Source organism: Pseudokordiimonas caeni (genome assembly GCF_026719705.1).
Taxonomy (GTDB): domain Bacteria; phylum Pseudomonadota; class Alphaproteobacteria; order Sphingomonadales; family Kordiimonadaceae; genus Gimibacter; species Gimibacter caeni.
Genome location: NZ_JAPPRR010000001.1, coordinates 1,348,006 through 1,364,489, shown reverse-complemented (window position 1 = coordinate 1,364,489; position 16,484 = coordinate 1,348,006). Strand labels below are relative to the sequence as shown.

Below are 16,484 nucleotides of genomic sequence, written 5' to 3'. Positions count from 1 at the left end.
GTGCATTGTGCAAGGGGACTATCGATGAAACGCCGCGTGGGTTTCGCCATCGCCGGACTATCCGTCGCAACACTTGCCGGGGGCATTGCGCTCGCCGGGGAGCCAGCGTCGCTTGATAGCCTTGGGTCGATCGTGCGGGAACTGGGCGGCAAGGGCGCGGTGAGCGATACGAGCTACAAGCGGCTTGAGCCAGCAATTGCGCCCGTTCCACATGTGGCTCCTGCACCAGCGAAGGCGCCTGAGGCAACGGCGGCGTGCCAGAAGGCCGTGGCGACGTCCACTCTGATGCGGCTTGAAATGACTCGCAAGGTCGCTGAAAGGCTTGTCGAGAGCAGCACAGTGTTCGACCGAAATGTGGTCGATGTTCTCGCCATCGAAGCCGAAGCCCTTCGCAATGTTGTGAAAACCATGTCGCGTGAAGCTGCGATGGAAAACTGGAAGCATGGTCGCGCCGAGGCCATCGCGGCGGTATCCGAGCGGCTGGCCCGGATCGAGGAAATGCGCGCCGTGAATATCGAGCTGCGCGCACTTTACGATGAAGCGATTGCCATGCGGGATGTGGAATCTGCCAAGGCCGAAGCCGACTTCGAGGAATAAACTTCCCCCCGCTTCCCTTGAAGAAAGGCGCCGTTTCCGGCGCCTTTTGTATTTCAGCTTTTGACCTTCACATAGCTGCCCGGTGCATCCTCCAGCGCCTTGTGCGGGCCTTTGCCGGGTTCGCGCGCGGGTACCTTCTTGCCGGAGCGTGTGCCGAGCCATGCCGCCCAGTCGGGCCACCAGCTGCCGGGCGTTTCGGCGGCGCCTTCAAGGAAGGCATCGAAGCCCTTGTAGCGGTTATCATTGGTCCAATACTGATATTTATGGGCGGCAGGCGGGTTGACGACGCCAGCGATATGGCCGGATCCCGCCAGCACAAAGCGCATCGGCCCCTGGAAGTGATCGGTGATTTTGAAGACCGAACGAGGCGGGGCGATATGATCCTCGCGGCCCGCCTGAATGTAACAGGGCGTCTCCACACTCGTCAGATCGATCGGCTGGCTCATGATCTCGAGGGCGCCGGGTTCGACCAATGCGTTATTCTTGTACATCCAGTTCAGATACTGCTTGTGGAAGGCGCGGGGCAGGTTGGTGCTGTCGCAGTTCCAGTAAAGCAGGTCAAAGGCCATCGGCTCGCGGCCCATCAGGTAATTGTTCACAACATAGGACCAGATCAGGTCGTTCGATCGCAGCATGTTGAAGGTCAGCGCCATGGCTCGTTTGTCGAGATAGCCCTTTTCGGCCATCATCCGGTCGATAACCGCCAGCTGTTCATCATCGATGAAGACTGAAAGGTCCCCGGCTTCCGAGAAATCAACCTGTGCGGTGAAGAAGGTGGCAGATTTGACGATACCCTCGCGGCCCTCGGCATGGAGGTAGGCCAGCACCATGGAAAGGATCGTCCCGGCCACGCAGTAACCCACGGTATGCACCGAGGGCTCACCGGTGATTTCCTGCACCACGGTGATCGCTTCGAGAAAACCTTCCTTGATGTAGGTCGCGATATCGCAGTCGGCGTAGGACGCATCGGGGTTCACCCACGATACGATGAAGACGGTAAAGCCCTGCGCCACTGCCCACGCCACGAAGCTTTTTTCGGGGCTGAGATCGAGGATGTAATATTTGTTGATCCACGGCGGGAAGATCACGATGGGTGTCGCGTACACATCCTTCGTGGTCGGGCTATACTGAATGAGCTCGAACAGGCGGTTGCGGAACACCACCTTGCCTGGCGTGGTGGCGAGGTTTTCGCCGACAGCGAACTTGCTGTCGTCCACCATCTTCACAAGCGGCATGCCTTGGTTGCGTTGGAAGTCCTCCAAGAGATGCTGCATGCCGCGCACCAGATTTTCGCCCTTCGATTCGATGGTCGCTTGGATGGCTTCGGGGTTGGTCAGCAGGAAATTCGAGGGGCTCGCTGCATCGACCATCTGCTTGGTGAAAAACTCGACCTTTTTGGCTTCTTTAGGGTCGAGCCCGTGAACGCTGCCGACCATCTGCATGATATAGCGCGAGGCGAGAAGATAGCTCTGCTTGATGAAATCGAAGGGGGCCTGTTCACTCCAGCCCGCTGCCTTGAAGCGCTTGTCGCCCTTGGCCGGCTCGATCACCGGCATGGCTTCTATCCCCGCCATGCGCCGCGCCGAGGCATCGACGAGCTTCAGATAGTCCTCGAAGAAGGAGATCTGGTTGCGCATGAAGGCGTTGGGGTCTGCCACCATCTTGCGGGTGAGGTCCAGAATCGCCGGCGTCAGGTTCATGGGATCGAGCGCCGAGCGCACTTCGCTTGGCTGGGATTCGAGGAATTCCTCGATCATTTGCTGCGACTTGCCGGCAGCATCCGACACAAAGGCCGCGTATGCCTCCATATCCGGCATGCCTGTCCCCTTGGTCCCCTCAGAATCGGTCATGATCTGCCCCCCGCAATGACTGACGAACCTTCAGGTTCGCGCAAGACTATTACAAAATGCATCGCAAATGATTACGAAGATTGCGTGCGCAATACAATTCCCTTAGATGTAGGCCGGTGAAACGACAGTTTCACTGCCGTATCGGCATCCACCCAACCAATTGGAACATTTTTCGCCATGAGCAGCAACGACTTCTACCGTATCCGCCGTCTTCCTCCTTATCTGTTCGCTGAAGTGAATCAGATGAAGGCGGCGGCGCGAGCGCGTGGCGAAGATATTATTGATCTTGGCATGGGCAATCCCGATCTGCCCACGCCCCAGCATATCGTGGATAAGCTGAAAGAGACGGTCGATAATCCGACGACCCACGGCTATTCGATTTCGAAAGGTATTCCGGGCCTCCGGAAGGCGCTTGCCGCCTATTACAAGCGGCGCTTCAGCGTGGACGTGGACCCCGAAACCGAGGCCATTGTGACGATGGGTTCGAAAGAGGGGCTCGCCAACCTCGCACAAGCCATCACGGCACCGGGTGATGTGATCATTTCGCCGAACCCGTCCTATCCGATCCACCCCTATGGTTTCATGATTGCCGGGGCATCGGTGCGCCACCTGCCGATGGCACCGGGCGCCAATTTCATGCGCGAGCTTTCCCGCGCTGTGCAGCACAGCGTGCCGACGCCAAGCGCCGTGATCCTCAATTATCCGTCAAACCCGACGGCGGAGGTTGTCGATCTCGATTTTTACCGTGAAGTCGTGGACTTCTGCCATGCGCGCGGCATCTGGATCCTGTCGGACCTGGCCTATGCCGAGATTTATTTTGACGACGTGCCGCCGCCCTCGATCCTGCAGATCGACAAGGCATGGGACTGCGCCGTTGAATTTACTTCCATGTCCAAGACCTATTCGATGGCGGGCTGGCGCGTCGGTTTCGCGGTTGGCAACAAGACACTGATCAGCGCGCTGACCCGTGTCAAAAGCTATCTCGACTACGGTGCCTTCACGCCAGTGCAGGTGGCGGCCACGGCTGCCCTCAATGGCCCGCAGGACTGCATCGAGGAAAACCGCCGTACCTATAAAGCGCGCCGCGATGTGCTGATTAGCGGCCTTGCCGCTGCCGGCTGGGATGTGCCGAGCCCGAAGGCCACAATGTTCGCCTGGGCGCCGCTGCCGGAAGATTTCCGCGAGATGGGTTCGATGGAGTTTGCCAAACTTCTTCTGCAGCATGCCAAGGTGGCGGTGGCGCCGGGCGTCGGCTTCGGCGAATATGGGGAAGGATTCGTGCGGATCGCCCTTGTGGAAAACGAGCACCGCCTGCGGCAGGCCATCCGCAATATCAAGAAATTCATGGCGAACAAGGACAGCATCATCGCTGACTGGACAGCCGCCCAAGTTTCGAAGAATTGAGTTGAAGAAAAGAGACTATTATCATGAAAGAAAAAGATAAACCGATAAAGATCGGGGTCGCGGGCCTTGGCACAGTGGGCGTCGGGGTTGTCAAGATCCTCGCCGCCCATGGCGACCTGCTCGCCGCGCGCGGTGGCGCCCGGCTTGAGCTTGTAGCTGTGTCGGCGCGCGACCGGAACAGGGATCGCGGCGTGGACCTTTCTGCGCTGGCCTGGTGCGACAATGCGGTTGATCTCGCCGTGCGTGATGATGTCGATGTCGTTGTCGAACTGATCGGCGGTTCGGACGGCCCGGCACTGGCGCTGGCGCGCGAAACACTGAAGCGCGGCAAAAGCTTCGTTACCGCCAACAAGGCACTGATCGCGCATCACGGCAAGGAGCTGGCCACACTCGCCGAGGAGAAAGGCGCCTCGCTCCGGTTCGAGGCAGCCGTGGCCGGTGGCATTCCGATCATCAAGTCGCTGCGCGAAGGGCTTGCTGCCAACGCCATCACCGGCGTGCATGGCATCCTCAATGGCACCTGCAACTATATCCTGACGCGGATGGAACGCGAAGGGCTGCCCTTTGGCGAAGTGCTGGCGGACGCCCAGCGCATCGGCTACGCCGAGGCTGACCCGAGCTTTGATATCGACGGCATTGATACGGCACACAAAACGGCGATCCTTGCCTCGCTCGCCTTCGGCACCGAGCCCGACATGGGTAATCTGGCCATCGAAGGCATCCGCACCATCGCGCCCGTCGATATCGATTATGCCGCCGAACTTGGCTTCCGCATCAAGCTTCTGGGTGTTGCCCGCCAGATGGACGCGGGTGTCGAGACCCGCGTTTACCCCGCACTTGTCCCGCTTGCCGCGCCGCTCGCGCAGGTCATGGGCGGTACCAACGCCGTTGTCGTGCATGCTGATTTCGTCGGCCGCACGGTATACGAGGGCGCAGGTGCAGGCGAAGGGCCGACGGCTTCGGCGGTTGTCGCCGATCTTGTGGATGTGGCGCGCGGCTGCGGCGGTCCAACGTTCGGCATTCCGGCGGGCAGCCTGAAGAAGGCGAAAGCCATCCCGGCGGACGCGCACGAGGGCACCTATTATATCCGTTTGCGGGTCGAGGATCGGCCCGGCGTGATGGCGGACATCACGGCGGCCCTTGGCCGCGAAGGTGTTTCGATCCAGAGCCTGTTGCAGCGCGGCCAGGCCGCCGGCGGCGGGGTCTATGTGGTGCTCACCACTCATAAGACCAATGAAGCGGCCATCAAGGCGACACTCAAGCGTTTCACTGGTCTGGATTGTGTGTTAGAGAGCCCCACAATGCTCAGGATCGAGGAAGTCTGAACCATACCTCGACCATAGAACCAATGTAGGGGAACCCGAATGTCTAAAGACCTCAGCCGTACGCTCGTCCTTGAAATGGTGCGTGTCACCGAAGCCGCTGCTATCGCCGCCAGTGCCCTCAATGGCCGGGGCGACGAGAAAGCGGCAGACGCCGCGGCGGTTGAGGCCATGCGTTCGGTTCTCAACGAAATGCCCATCGAAGGCGTCATCGTGATCGGCGAGGGCGAGCGCGACGAAGCGCCGATGCTTTATATCGGTGAAAAGGTCGGCACCGGCGGCCCGCGCGTCGATATCGCGCTTGACCCGCTCGAAGGCACCACCATCTGTGCTCGCGCCCAGCAGAACGCGCTTGCCGTGATTGCGGTGGCGGAAGAAGGTGGGCTTCTGAACGCGCCGGACGTTTACATGGACAAGATCGCCGTGGGTGGCGGTCTGCCTGATGGCATCATCGACCTCGACAAATCGGTATCCGAAAACGTGACGGCCGTTGCCAAGGCGCGTGGCAAGAAAATCTCCGAGATGATGGTTTGTGTGCTCGATCGTCCGCGTCACACCCAGCTGATCAAGGAACTGCGCGAGATCGGCTGCGGCGTGAAGCTGATCGGCGACGGCGACGTTGCGGGTGTGATCAATACTACAGACCGTTCGGGCGGGGTGGATATGTATATGGGGGCCGGCGGCGCGCCCGAAGGTGTGCTGGCAGCGGCTGCCCTGCGCTGCATCGGTGGCCAGATGCAAGGCCGCTTGCTGTTCCGCAACGATGACGAGCGCGCCCGTGCCCGCAAATGGGGCATCACGGATCTTGATCGCAAATATAACATGGAAGACATGGCCTCGGGCGATGTGATCTTTGCGGCGACCGGCGTGACCGACGGTTCGCTCCTTGAGGGCGTGCATCGCACGATTGATGGCTATATCACCACGGAAACGATTGTGATGCGCTCGAAAAGCAAGACGGTGCGCCGTGTGAAGGCACAACACGTCGCTTGAAGGCGGCAGAGGGGCAGGGCGTGAGCCAGACTTCCCAATCCATTGAACTGGCGGACGCTGTCCTCGGCGTCCGCCAGTCTGTTTCAGGCCGGGCGTGGATTGCCCGCAGCGCGTCCAAGCGCATGGGTGCGATGATCGCCGAACGTCATAGCCTGCCGCTCGTCGTTGGCGAAATGCTCGCCGGGCGAGGGGTAGACCCGGATGAGGTGGAGAGCTTCCTCAATCCCTCGCTCCGCGACAGCCTGCCTGATCCGTCCACCATCACCGATATGGACAAGGCCGTAGCGCGGCTGGCGACTGCCATTCAGGCTGGCGAGCGCATCGCCGTGTTCGGTGACTATGATGTGGACGGGGCCACGTCCTCGGCCCTCCTGCACCGCTATATGGCGGCCATCGGTGTGCCGCTCCGGATCTATATCCCGGACCGGATGAGTGAAGGCTATGGCCCCAACGCCGCGGCGATGGAAACACTGCGGTGCGAGGGTATCGACCTTGTGGTCACGGTTGATTGCGGCACGCTCAGCTACGAGCCGCTCGCCCATGCCAAACGGCTGGGGCTCGAGGTGATCGTGGTGGATCATCACAAGGCCGAGCCGACACTGCCTGAAGCCGTGGCCGTGGTGAACCCGAACCGGCTGGATGATGACAGCGGCCTTGGCCAACTGGCGGCGGTTGGTGTGACCTTCATGCTTGTCGTGGCGCTCAATCGTGCGCTCAGGGCCGGTGGATACTTTGCTAACGGTGGGCGCGAGCCTGACCTGATGGCGCTTCTCGATATCGTGGCGCTTGGCACCGTGTGCGACGTGGTGCCGCTGACCGGCGTCAATCGTGCGCTGGTGGCGCAGGGCCTGAAGGTGATGGCGCAGCGCCGCACGGTGGGGCTCGCGGCCCTTGCGGATGTCGGGCGTGTGTCCGAAGCCCCCGGCACCTATCACGCCGGCTTCATCCTTGGTCCCCGGGTGAATGCGGGCGGCCGGGTAGGGCAGTCCTCGCTTGGTGCCCGCCTCCTGACGACAGATGACCCGGTTGAAGCCCGCCGCATCGCCGAGGAACTGGACCGCTACAACGAAGAACGCCGCGCCATCGAGGCCGAGGTGCTGGAAGCCGCCATCGATCAGGTGGAAAGCCTTCTGGGCGCTGGTGGCACGCCAGACGGGCTTGTATTCGCTGCGGGGGAAGGCTGGCACGCCGGGGTCATCGGCATCGTCGCCAGCCGCCTGAAGGACCGCTACGGCGTCCCTGCACTCGTTTTCGCGGTGGAAGAGGGCGAAGCCAAGGGGTCGGGCCGTTCGATCCCCGGCGTGGACCTCGGGGCCGCGGTGATTGAAGCCGCGCAGGCTGGTATCATCCTCAAAGGGGGCGGTCACGCGATGGCGGCAGGCCTCAGCGTAGCGCCGCCACGGCTTGATGAGCTGCAGGGCTTCCTGAAGCACCTCCTGCGTCCTCATGTGACGGCGGCCGAGGCTGCAAAGGCGCTGAAGATCGATGGCGTCGTGGCGCTCTCCGGTGCCACGCCGGAACTGATCGAGCGGATCGAGGCCGTCGGCCCCTTCGGGACCGGCAATCCGGCGCCGCGCTTCGCTATCGGCCCCGTGGCGCTCGTAAAGGTCGACAGGGTAGGTGAGACGCATGTACGGGCCATCTTCAAGGGGCGCGACGGTGGCTCGATCAAGGCCATGGCCTTCCGCGTGGCGGATGAGCCCATGGGGCAACTGCTGCTTGCCGGTGTCGGGCGCGATTTCCACATCGCCGGCAAGCTGAAAATTGATACATGGTCCGGCACTCCCAAGGCGGAAATCATGCTGGACGACGTGGCCGAGGCAGGCGCTTCCCACGCCGCGCACTGAATTTTTGAAAAAGATGTTGACCGATCAGAGTGGGGTGAGTATCTAGGCCCCCGCGTCACAGCGAATGATCGTGGTCCCTTCGTCTAGCGGTCTAGGACGTCGCCCTTTCACGGCGAAAACACGGGTTCGAGTCCCGTAGGGATCACCACTCAAAAAGCCTGCCGTTCCGGCGGGCTTTTTTGTTGGGTCCGCCTCAGGCGGCCTGCTGGGACTGCTTGCTGACCGGCACCTCGATCTGGGCGACGGTGCCCACGCCCTTGCGGGACTGCAGCGTGAATTCGGCGCCGAGGATGCGGGCATAGCGCTGCACCAGCGGCAGGCCGAGCCCGGCCCCCTTGTAACCGCGCGCATATTGCATCTGCAGTTGCGTGAAGGGCTCGAGCGCGCGGGCCATTTCTTCCGATGTCATGCCGATACCGGTATCCGTGATGCGGATCAGGTAGCCATCGTTGGTCGGATGCCCCTCAAGGAGCAGCCGTCCGCCGCGCGGCGTGAATTTGGCAGCATTCGAGACAAGATGGATCAGGATCAGGCGCAACAGGCGCGGGTCGGTCCAGAGCGTGCCTTCTTCGAGTTGCAGGCTCATATAATGCTCGCTTTCGTTCAGCATCGGATGCAGGAAGGTGACACTGCCTTCCACGAGCTTCACCATGTCGACTTCCTCGTTGCGAGGCTCAAAGCGGCCGGATTCGAGCTTCGACAGTTCAAGGATATCGGTGAGGGTGCCGAGTAGCTGCGTGGCGCCTTCGATGATGAGGCCAACATATTCCCGGTTCTTGTCGCCCTCGATCTTGCCGAAATAGCCTTGCTGCAGCATCTGGGCATAGCCGATGACGGCATTCAGCGGGGTGCGCACCTCGTGGCTCATAGCGGCCAGGAATTCAGCCTTCGACTGCATTGCTTCCTCGGCCCTTACAGCCGTGTCGGAAAGCTCCATCGTCAGAGCCTGCAATTCATCTTCCACCATCTGCCGATAGGCAATCTCCTCGCTCAGAGACTGCACAGCAGGCAGCCACACGACAAAGCCGCGCAGGAAGCCGAGGCTGGCGAGCACCGCCACTGTGATAGCAACATCATCATTTTGGATAGTGATCCCGGCGGGCAGGGCATGAGCGTGCGGTACAATGCCCGTTTCATGCAGATAATGCAGCAGGGCATAAAGGCAAAGAAGCATGCTGCCGGCTACTAGCCAGGGAAAGCCCGGGTCATTGCTGCCGTGCCGACGGTGCTTGACAATCAGGTAGGTGGGAAGGATGCCGCTCAACAGGAGGGGCAGAAGGGCAAAATGCAACAGGTTTGCGGCATTGTCCATCGGACCCCCTGCAACCATGAAGCTTAGTGAAAACAGTTACACAATCATGACTATATCACCCACGCCGGATTGAAACAAATCTAAACCGGGACGGGCATTTATGGCTGCTTTTCAGTGGCGGCCGAGGGTGCGGATGAAATCCTGCTGGGGCAGGTTGAGCGGGGCTTCGCCGCGGGCATATTGCTCCAGAAGCTCGGTCTGGGTCACATAGCCGGCGCCTTCGCGGATGTCCGCCTCAAGCGCGAATTTGAGCCCGAAGGGGTTGCGCTCCTCAATTGCCTGCATGATCTCCACGTGACGGTCGACCACATAGGTGCGCTCCAGATGCGCCAGTGCCAGCCGGTGCAACGGACCCATCTGCAGCCACACGCGTTCGATCATCGGCATCGTCACAGGGTGCGGGTGTGCGGTATAAAGCATGCGGTGAAAACGCAGGTTGCCAAGGATGATGGCTTCGGCGTCGTAATGTTCGAACGCCAGGTCCTGTTCATGGTCCAGCCGCTTGAGTTCAGCGAGCCGTGTTTCATCCACATAGGGCAGTGCGCGCACGGCGGCGTGGGTTTCAAGCACGATCCTGAGTTCCAGAAGCTCGGCGAGGCGCGCCGGTGTCATGGTCGGTACTTCGATCCGGCGGTTGGATTTCAATTCCAGTGCGCCTTCCGATGTCAGGCGCCTGAGCGCCTCGCGCACCGGCATGGGGCTGACCCCCAGAAGTGTCGCCACGCCCCTTATGGTGAGCGCAAGACCCGGCCATACCTGACCAGCCATTACGGCAAAGCGCAGGGCGCGATAAACCCACTCCTGCGCGGTTTCGCCGTCCTCGCGGGTCAGTTGGTCGAACCGCAGTGTGGCCTTTTCGGTCACGTTCTCGTTGCTCCACGCCGGCAGGTTCCGGTCAAAGAAGGGCCCTGATCCTTGTCAGGTTGGGGTATTTTTCAATGGCGTGCAAGGACTTGTCGCAGACTTGAGGCGGGCGCCCGTCGTGGCGCCCGCCTCAAGTGTGCTTTTTAGACCGACAGCAGCAGATACTTGTTTTCCCACGGGGAAAGCACGGTACCGAAGCTTTCGTATTCCATTTCCTTCGCCTGGATATAGGTCGCAACGAAGGCTTCGCCCAGCACCTTGGCGAGTGGCTTGCAGTCCCGGAGGTTATGCAGGCCCTCGAGATAATGTTCGGGCAGCGCGCGGCCGCGGGCTTCATAGGCTGAACCCTTGAATTCCGGCGAGGGCGACAGGCCTTCCTTCATGCCGAGGTAGCCGCAAGCGAGCGAAGCGGCAATGGCAAGATAGGGGTTCACATCCGACCCGGCGATGCGGTTCTCCACCCGGCGCGCTTCACGCGGGCCCGAGGGTACGCGCAGGCCGACCGAGCGGTTCTCTCGGCTCCAGTGGGTGTTCGTGGGCGCTGAAAGCCCGGTGCCGAAGCGGCGGTAGCTGTTCACATAGGGCGCGATGAAGGGCATGGCAGCTGGTAGGTATTTCTGCATGCCGGCGATATGCGCATGGAACAGTTCGCTGTCGGTGTCATCAGCGCTTGCGAAGATATTCAGGCCGGTTTCGAGATCCTGCACCGACTGGTGGATATGCATCGCGCTGCCGAAGGTATCGGGATAGGGGCGCGCCATGAAGGTGCAGAACATATTGTGACGGATGGCGACTTGACGGCCGATCCGTTTGAAGAGGAACGACTGGTCGGCCACATTCAGCGGATCGCCGTGGATCACGTTGAATTCATACTGGGCCGGCCCCGCCTCGTGGATGAGCGTGTCGATCTCCACTCCCTGGGCTTCGCAGGCGTCGTAGATATCATCAAAAAAGGCGGGGAATTCATCAAGGCTGTCGATGGAGAAAGGCGACGAGCCCGTGTCCCGCTGGCCCGAACGGCCGCGCGGCGGGATCGGGTTGCTTTCCACATTTTCCTGCCGGTCGATCAGGTAAAATTCAAACTCCGGCGCCACAATCGGCTGCCAGCCTTCGTTCCGGTAAAGATCGAGCACGCGGCGCATGATCTGGCGCGGCGAGAATTCAACAGCCTGGCCGTTTTCATAGATGCAGTCGCAGATCACCCCGGCTGTCGGCTCCGACTGCCACGGCGTCTTGCAGATGGTGTCGAGGTCCGGCAGCAGGATCACATCCTGCTCGGTCTCCCTGAGATAATCGTTGAGGGCATAGTCGCCGTGGATGGTGAGGCCGAAGAGCGTTTCCGGCATCTTCATGTCGCGTTTCTTCAAGCCCTCGATGAACTTGGTCCGCGGCATGGCCTTGCCCCGTGCAATGCCGGCAAGATCCGCCACCATGCATTCGATATCGTCGATGCCCTCGCTCCTGAGCCAGCTGTCTAGCTCTTCAATACGCTTCGGGTCGTACATGAAACACCTTTGCAGTGCCCGCTTGCCGGGCCCTGTCCTTTCTCTTCAGGTTATTTGCTCACTCGGGACTGGTAATGGGCGCGCACAGCCTCGCCGAACGCGCGGAAAATACGGGTCGATTGTTCATTCTCCCACGCCTTCCATTCAGGGTGCCACTGCACCGCCAGGGCAAAGGCGCGGGCCTTTTCAACGGAAACGGCTTCGATCGTGTCGTCGTCCGCCAAAGCCTCGACCACTAGGCCGGGCGCAAGGTCGCGGATACCTTGCCCGTGCACCGTGTTCACCATGAACTCGTCGGCGCCTGTGATCGTGTGCAACAGGCCGCCTTCACGCACGCTCACGCTGTGCGCCGGGCCATACTGCACATCGACAGGGGCCTCCTTGTCCTCGCGGTGATCGAAGCGGCCGTCGATTTCGTGGAGACGGGGGTATAGCGTGCCGCCCATCGTGACGTTCAGCTCCTGCAGGCCACGACAGATGCCAAGCATCGGGATGCCCATGGCAATCGCCTGCCGGATCAGGGGCAGGGTGTTCTTGTCGCGGTGCGGGTCTTCGTTCTCGCCTTCGGGGGCAGGTGCATCGCCGTAATAATGACGCTGGATATTGCTGTAGCCACCGGTGGCCAGAAGGCCGTCAGCGAAGGAGAAAATCTCCTCCGCTGGCACCGGCACTTCCAGCGACGGGATCAGCACGGGCGTAACGTCGGCACAGCGGCGCAGCGCCTGGATATATTTGTCGCCGACCGAATGATAGATATGCGGCCCCGATTTCGAGGTATCGCATACGATGGCGACGACGGGTTTCGATGTCATTTTCGTCCTCAAATTCTCTTAGAAACTGTCACCGGTCTTGGCGATCGCGTCTTCGATGGCTTCGCGTTCCATGTCTGCTTCCTCTTCTTCCTGCCATTTGAACAGGTTCAGTTCGATCAGGAAGAAGGCGAGAATCCAGACGAAGGCGTCCCAGAAACCGACCAGATCCCCCATGCCGGCCCAGTAAAGGCAGCAGACAATGAGGGTGCCGTAAAGGACCATCTTCACGGCGGTGTTGATGCGGTAGAAAAGGTCTGTCAGTTCGCGTTTCAGCGTCAGCCAGACATCCACTTCCAGCACCACGACGATAAGAAGCCACGCGCCTGCATTCAGGACATCCGTGGCCGACAGCCGGTGCATGCGGGTCAGCACCTCGTCATTTACCATCATGCCGACCGTTTCGTTCACAAACCAGCGCGTTCCTTCGAAAGATGCGCAGTTGGCGGCGGTCAGGTCGACATAGTCATCCAGATCCATCGCGACCGACAGGACCTGACCGACAGCCGAGCAGGCATCGGTGAAGCTGGAGGCCGAGAAACCGTAGGTCATCATCATGCGTTCCATATAGCCGAGGAAGGCGATGATGATGAAGGCATAGGCAACAGCGCCCACGGCGCTGATCATGCCTTTTATCCGGTCCAGCTTCTCGTCATTCAGGGTCCATGTCTGAAGCTCGAAAAGCATCAGGAGGACCCACCATGCGAGAGTATCTGTCGACTGCGAGAAGGCTTCAGCCAGTTGCGTCCAGTTGAAGCCGTCCCGGTAGGTGTGGGTCGAAGCCAGATAGTCTTCCCGAAGGAAGTAGAAGAAGTTTACGAGAATGAGGCTGTAAACCAGATATTTGAAACCCTGGAACAGCCGTTCCTTCTTCACGCCCCACAGTGTGTTCTTGTGCCCCATCCCATTATCCCATTGGAACCGGGCCGAATTGCCCGGATCAGAAGTCTATGCCATCCGGGCGTCAGATTCCTAGTTTGTCTCGCATCGAATAATACCAGCAGCCGATGGTCGACAGCGGAACGCTGAGGAGCTGGCCTCCGGGGAAACTGCGCGCCGGAATGCCCGCGAAGGCATCGAAGGCGGTTGCCTGGCCATGAATGGCGTGTGCGAGCACACGGCCCATCATGTGTGAACTTGTCACCCCGTGGCCCGAATAGCCCTGAGTGAAGAAGGTGGACTTGCCGAGCCGGCCCACATGGGGCAGGCGGATCCAGGTGAGGGCGATGTTACCCTGCCAGCCGAATTCGACCTTCTTGTCCTTCAGCATGGGGAAAATCTTCTCCATGTTGGGGCGAAGGGCGTTTTCGACGTCGGCGATATCCTGCCCGCCGTAAACCGTGCCGCCACCGAAAAGCAGCCGCTTGTCGGCCGTCAGGCGGAAATAATCGAGGACATAGTTGCAGTCCTCCACGCAGTACCCATTGGGGAGCAATTCGTCGGCAAGGTCACCGAGCGGTTCGGTCACGATGATTTGGGTCGAGGCCGGCAGCACCTTCGGCGCCAGTTCCGGCACGGTCTTGCCGAGATAGGCATTGCCGGCAAGCACCACATAGGTCGCCGTCACACTGCCGCCTTCGCAGTAAACGACCGGCTTGGCTGCATTGTGATCGACGCGCGTCACATTCGTTTGTTCATAGATAACGGTGCCGAGGCTTTCCGCTGCTGCCGCTTCGCCAAGGCAAAGATTCAACGGATGAATATGGCCGCCGTTATGGTCGATCCAGCCGCCAGCATAAATGTCGGTGCCGACCTGCTCGCGGATGCCTTGCTTGTCCAGAAGCTCAAGCCCACCACGGCCGCGTTCCGCCCATGCCTTGATGGTTTCATCCAGATGACGGATTTGCTTCTGGGTATAGGCTGCCAGCACCGAACCGTGCTTCAGGTCGCAGTGGATATTGTATTTGGCCACATTCTCGCGGATCACGTTGCCACCTTCGAGGGCGAGGTCAGCCATCATGCGGGCTTGGCTCGGGTCGACGCGGTCCTCGATATATTCGATTTCGCGGCTGTAGCCGTTGATGATCTGGCCGCCGTTGCGCCCGGAAGCACCCCAGCCGACCTTGGCATTCTCAAGGACGACGACCTTGTAGCCAAGTTCAGCCAATGTCAGGGCGGTGACGATGCCGGAATAGCCGGCGCCGACCACGCACACGTCGGCCGTGATGTCTGCCTGCAGGGAAGGGCGTACCGGCGTGGGGTTCGCCGTGGCAGCATAATAGGAGCCCGTATGCTCGATGGGTTTTCTGGTCATGATTCTTATTCCAGGTAGCTTGGGGTAGCATTGACTGGCGGAAGCGACTCAGGGTCGCGCCTCGATAAAATGTGATCACAAATTGCCGATTGCGTCAAGCTGGATCGGGCGTGCAAGAAAAGCGTCGCTGCATGCTCGGCAGGCCGCGTTATGCTGGGGAACGCTCGGCAATCAGCCGAATCGGCGATTTGATGCCATTGACTCTGTTGCATTCTTGTGATCACATTGCGCCATTCCGCACCGATTGTGGCCCGTCTCCGGGTCGTTCTCCGGGCAGCCGGTTCCTGCCAATTCATGGCATGCCGGTCGGCGTTCGTGCCAGCCCGCCTGTGCGCTTAACATAGAGTATATGACGATGCCGAAGGATGCGAAGCTTACATTGGAGCAAGAGGTCGAGGCCTTCCTCGCCCGTCACCCCGACACGGAAGTGATCGAGGTGCTGCTGCCTGATATGAACGGGCTTTTTCGCGGCAAGCAATTGCCGATCGAGGCACTGAAGAAACTGCCGAAGGAAGGCACGCTTTTCCCGATCACTACGCCGTTCCTCACCTTCAACGGTGCCGCCGCCGATACGGTGAGCGAGGAATATGGCACTGACCCCGACCGGGTCTGTATGCCGGTGCCGGGTTCGCTGGTGCGCGTGCCCTGGACCAAGCATCCGACGGCCCAGATCATGCTGACCATGATGGACGCTGAAAGTGGCCCCTTTTTCATGGATCCGCGCTCGGTGCTGAACCGGGTGCTTGCCCGCTATCGCGCTGCCGGCCTGACGCCTGTCGTGGCGCTGGAGTTTGAATTCTATCTGTTCGAGGCAAGCTCGGTGCCGCCGGTGCCGATGTCGCCGCTGAATGATTTCCCGAAGGCCGAGGGCGGCAATATCTACAATATGGACGTCCTCTATGATTACGAGGAAATCCTCAACGAGATGGAAGATGTCTGCAAGGAGCAGGGCCTGCCGATCACCGGTATCGTCACCGAATATGGCTCCAGCCAGTTCGAAGCCAACCTCCTGCATATCGAAGACCCGATGCGCATGTGCGACTATGCCATGATGCTGAAGCGGATCATCAAGGGGGTGGCTTTCAAGCACGGCCTGCTGGCGAGCTTCATGGCCAAGCCCCTTGTTGATGAGGCCGGCAATGGCATGCATGCCCACGTGTCGATCCTCGATAAGGATGGCAACAATATTTTCGATGGCAAGGGCGGCGAGGACCGGCTGAAACATGCGGTTGGCGGGCTCTTGGAAACCATGCCGGAAGCAACAGCGCTGTTTGCCCCGAACGCCAACAGCTATCGCCGTTTCGACCCGGATTTCTTCGCGCCCGTGGTACCGAACTGGGGCGAGAACAACCGGCTTCTGTCGGTGCGCCTGCCAATGGCATCGGGCAAGGACCGGCGGTTCGAGCACCGGGTGTGCGGCGCCGATGCCTGTCCCTATCTGATGCTGGCGGCGATCCTTGCGGGAGCCCATTTCGGGCTTGAACACCAGCTCGATCCCGGCCCGAAACGTGGCGAATTCGATGCTGTCGTTTTCGAGAATGTCCTGCCGAACCGCTGGCGCATCGCGCTCGACCGGCTGATGGAGGCCGAGGTGATGAAGGAATATCTGGGCGAGGATTTCGTCGATCTCTATGTGCAGGTGCGCGGCTCCGAGGAACTGGCGTTCCACCGGGCCGTCAGCTCCGCCGACTATCGCCATTATCTGAGGATTGTCTGAAGAAAGACCG

13 protein-coding genes and 1 tRNA gene are annotated in these 16,484 nt (G+C 60.4%); 7 read left to right on the top strand and 7 right to left on the bottom strand.

The window, feature by feature from the left end; all coding sequences use genetic code 11:
• Positions 1-24 precede the first annotated feature (24 nt).
• Positions 25-597, top strand: coding sequence for a hypothetical protein (locus OU694_RS06260; protein ID WP_308910121.1), 573 nt, complete (start codon positions 25-27; stop codon positions 595-597).
• Positions 598-650: 53 nt separating this feature from the next.
• Here the strand turns inward: OU694_RS06260 and OU694_RS06255 are convergent, their stop codons facing one another.
• Positions 651-2,447 (bottom strand): PHA/PHB synthase family protein, encoded by a 1,797-nt coding sequence (locus OU694_RS06255; protein WP_308910120.1) that lies wholly within the window; start codon positions 2,445-2,447, stop codon positions 651-653.
• 177 nt (positions 2,448-2,624) lie between these two features.
• Here OU694_RS06255 and OU694_RS06250 point away from each other — a divergent pair, with 177 nt between their 5' ends.
• From OU694_RS06250 to OU694_RS06230, 5 genes are all read left to right on the top strand, one after another.
• Positions 2,625-3,851 carry an LL-diaminopimelate aminotransferase gene (locus OU694_RS06250; protein ID WP_308910119.1) on the top strand — a complete coding sequence of 409 codons (1,227 nt, stop codon included), beginning with the start codon at positions 2,625-2,627 and terminating at the stop codon, positions 3,849-3,851.
• Positions 3,852-3,874: 23 nt separating this feature from the next.
• Positions 3,875-5,176 (top strand): homoserine dehydrogenase, encoded by a 1,302-nt coding sequence (locus tag OU694_RS06245; RefSeq protein ID WP_308910118.1) that lies wholly within the window; start codon positions 3,875-3,877, stop codon positions 5,174-5,176.
• A gap of 39 nt (positions 5,177-5,215) precedes the next feature.
• Positions 5,216-6,166, top strand: a complete 951-nt coding sequence (gene glpX, locus OU694_RS06240; RefSeq protein ID WP_308910117.1) for a class II fructose-bisphosphatase — start codon at positions 5,216-5,218, stop codon at positions 6,164-6,166.
• A 20-nt stretch (positions 6,167-6,186) separates the two neighbouring features.
• On the top strand, positions 6,187-8,013 hold the full coding sequence (recJ, locus tag OU694_RS06235) for a single-stranded-DNA-specific exonuclease RecJ (protein ID WP_308910116.1): 1,827 nt from the start codon (positions 6,187-6,189) through the stop codon (positions 8,011-8,013).
• A gap of 72 nt (positions 8,014-8,085) precedes the next feature.
• Positions 8,086-8,161 (top strand) — tRNA-Glu (locus OU694_RS06230).
• A 45-nt stretch (positions 8,162-8,206) separates the two neighbouring features.
• Here OU694_RS06230 and OU694_RS06225 read toward each other — a convergent pair.
• From OU694_RS06225 to OU694_RS06200, 6 genes are all read right to left on the bottom strand, one after another.
• The gene (locus OU694_RS06225; protein WP_308910115.1) at positions 8,207-9,325 is read right to left on the bottom strand and encodes a sensor histidine kinase; all 1,119 of its coding nucleotides are present in this window, start codon (positions 9,323-9,325) and stop codon (positions 8,207-8,209) included.
• 111 nt (positions 9,326-9,436) lie between these two features.
• The gene (locus OU694_RS06220) at positions 9,437-10,189 is read right to left on the bottom strand and encodes a GntR family transcriptional regulator (RefSeq protein ID WP_308910114.1); all 753 of its coding nucleotides are present in this window, start codon (positions 10,187-10,189) and stop codon (positions 9,437-9,439) included.
• Positions 10,190-10,332: 143 nt separating this feature from the next.
• Entirely contained in the window at positions 10,333-11,676 is a 1,344-nt protein-coding gene (locus OU694_RS06215) for a glutamine synthetase family protein (protein ID WP_373460268.1), read from the bottom strand.
• Between the two features lie 68 nt (positions 11,677-11,744).
• Positions 11,745-12,506 carry a gamma-glutamyl-gamma-aminobutyrate hydrolase family protein gene (locus tag OU694_RS06210; protein WP_308910112.1) on the bottom strand — a complete coding sequence of 254 codons (762 nt, stop codon included), beginning with the start codon at positions 12,504-12,506 and terminating at the stop codon, positions 11,745-11,747.
• 18 nt (positions 12,507-12,524) lie between these two features.
• The gene (locus OU694_RS06205) at positions 12,525-13,406 is read right to left on the bottom strand and encodes a hypothetical protein (protein WP_308910111.1); all 882 of its coding nucleotides are present in this window, start codon (positions 13,404-13,406) and stop codon (positions 12,525-12,527) included.
• A 61-nt stretch (positions 13,407-13,467) separates the two neighbouring features.
• Positions 13,468-14,757, bottom strand: coding sequence for an NAD(P)/FAD-dependent oxidoreductase (locus OU694_RS06200; RefSeq protein WP_308910110.1), 1,290 nt, complete (start codon positions 14,755-14,757; stop codon positions 13,468-13,470).
• Positions 14,758-15,106: 349 nt separating this feature from the next.
• Between OU694_RS06200 and OU694_RS06195 the strand changes: the two genes are divergently transcribed.
• A complete protein-coding gene (locus OU694_RS06195) occupies positions 15,107-16,474 on the top strand; it encodes a glutamine synthetase family protein (RefSeq protein WP_308910109.1) in 1,368 nt (455 codons plus the stop codon).
• Positions 16,475-16,484 lie beyond the last annotated feature (10 nt).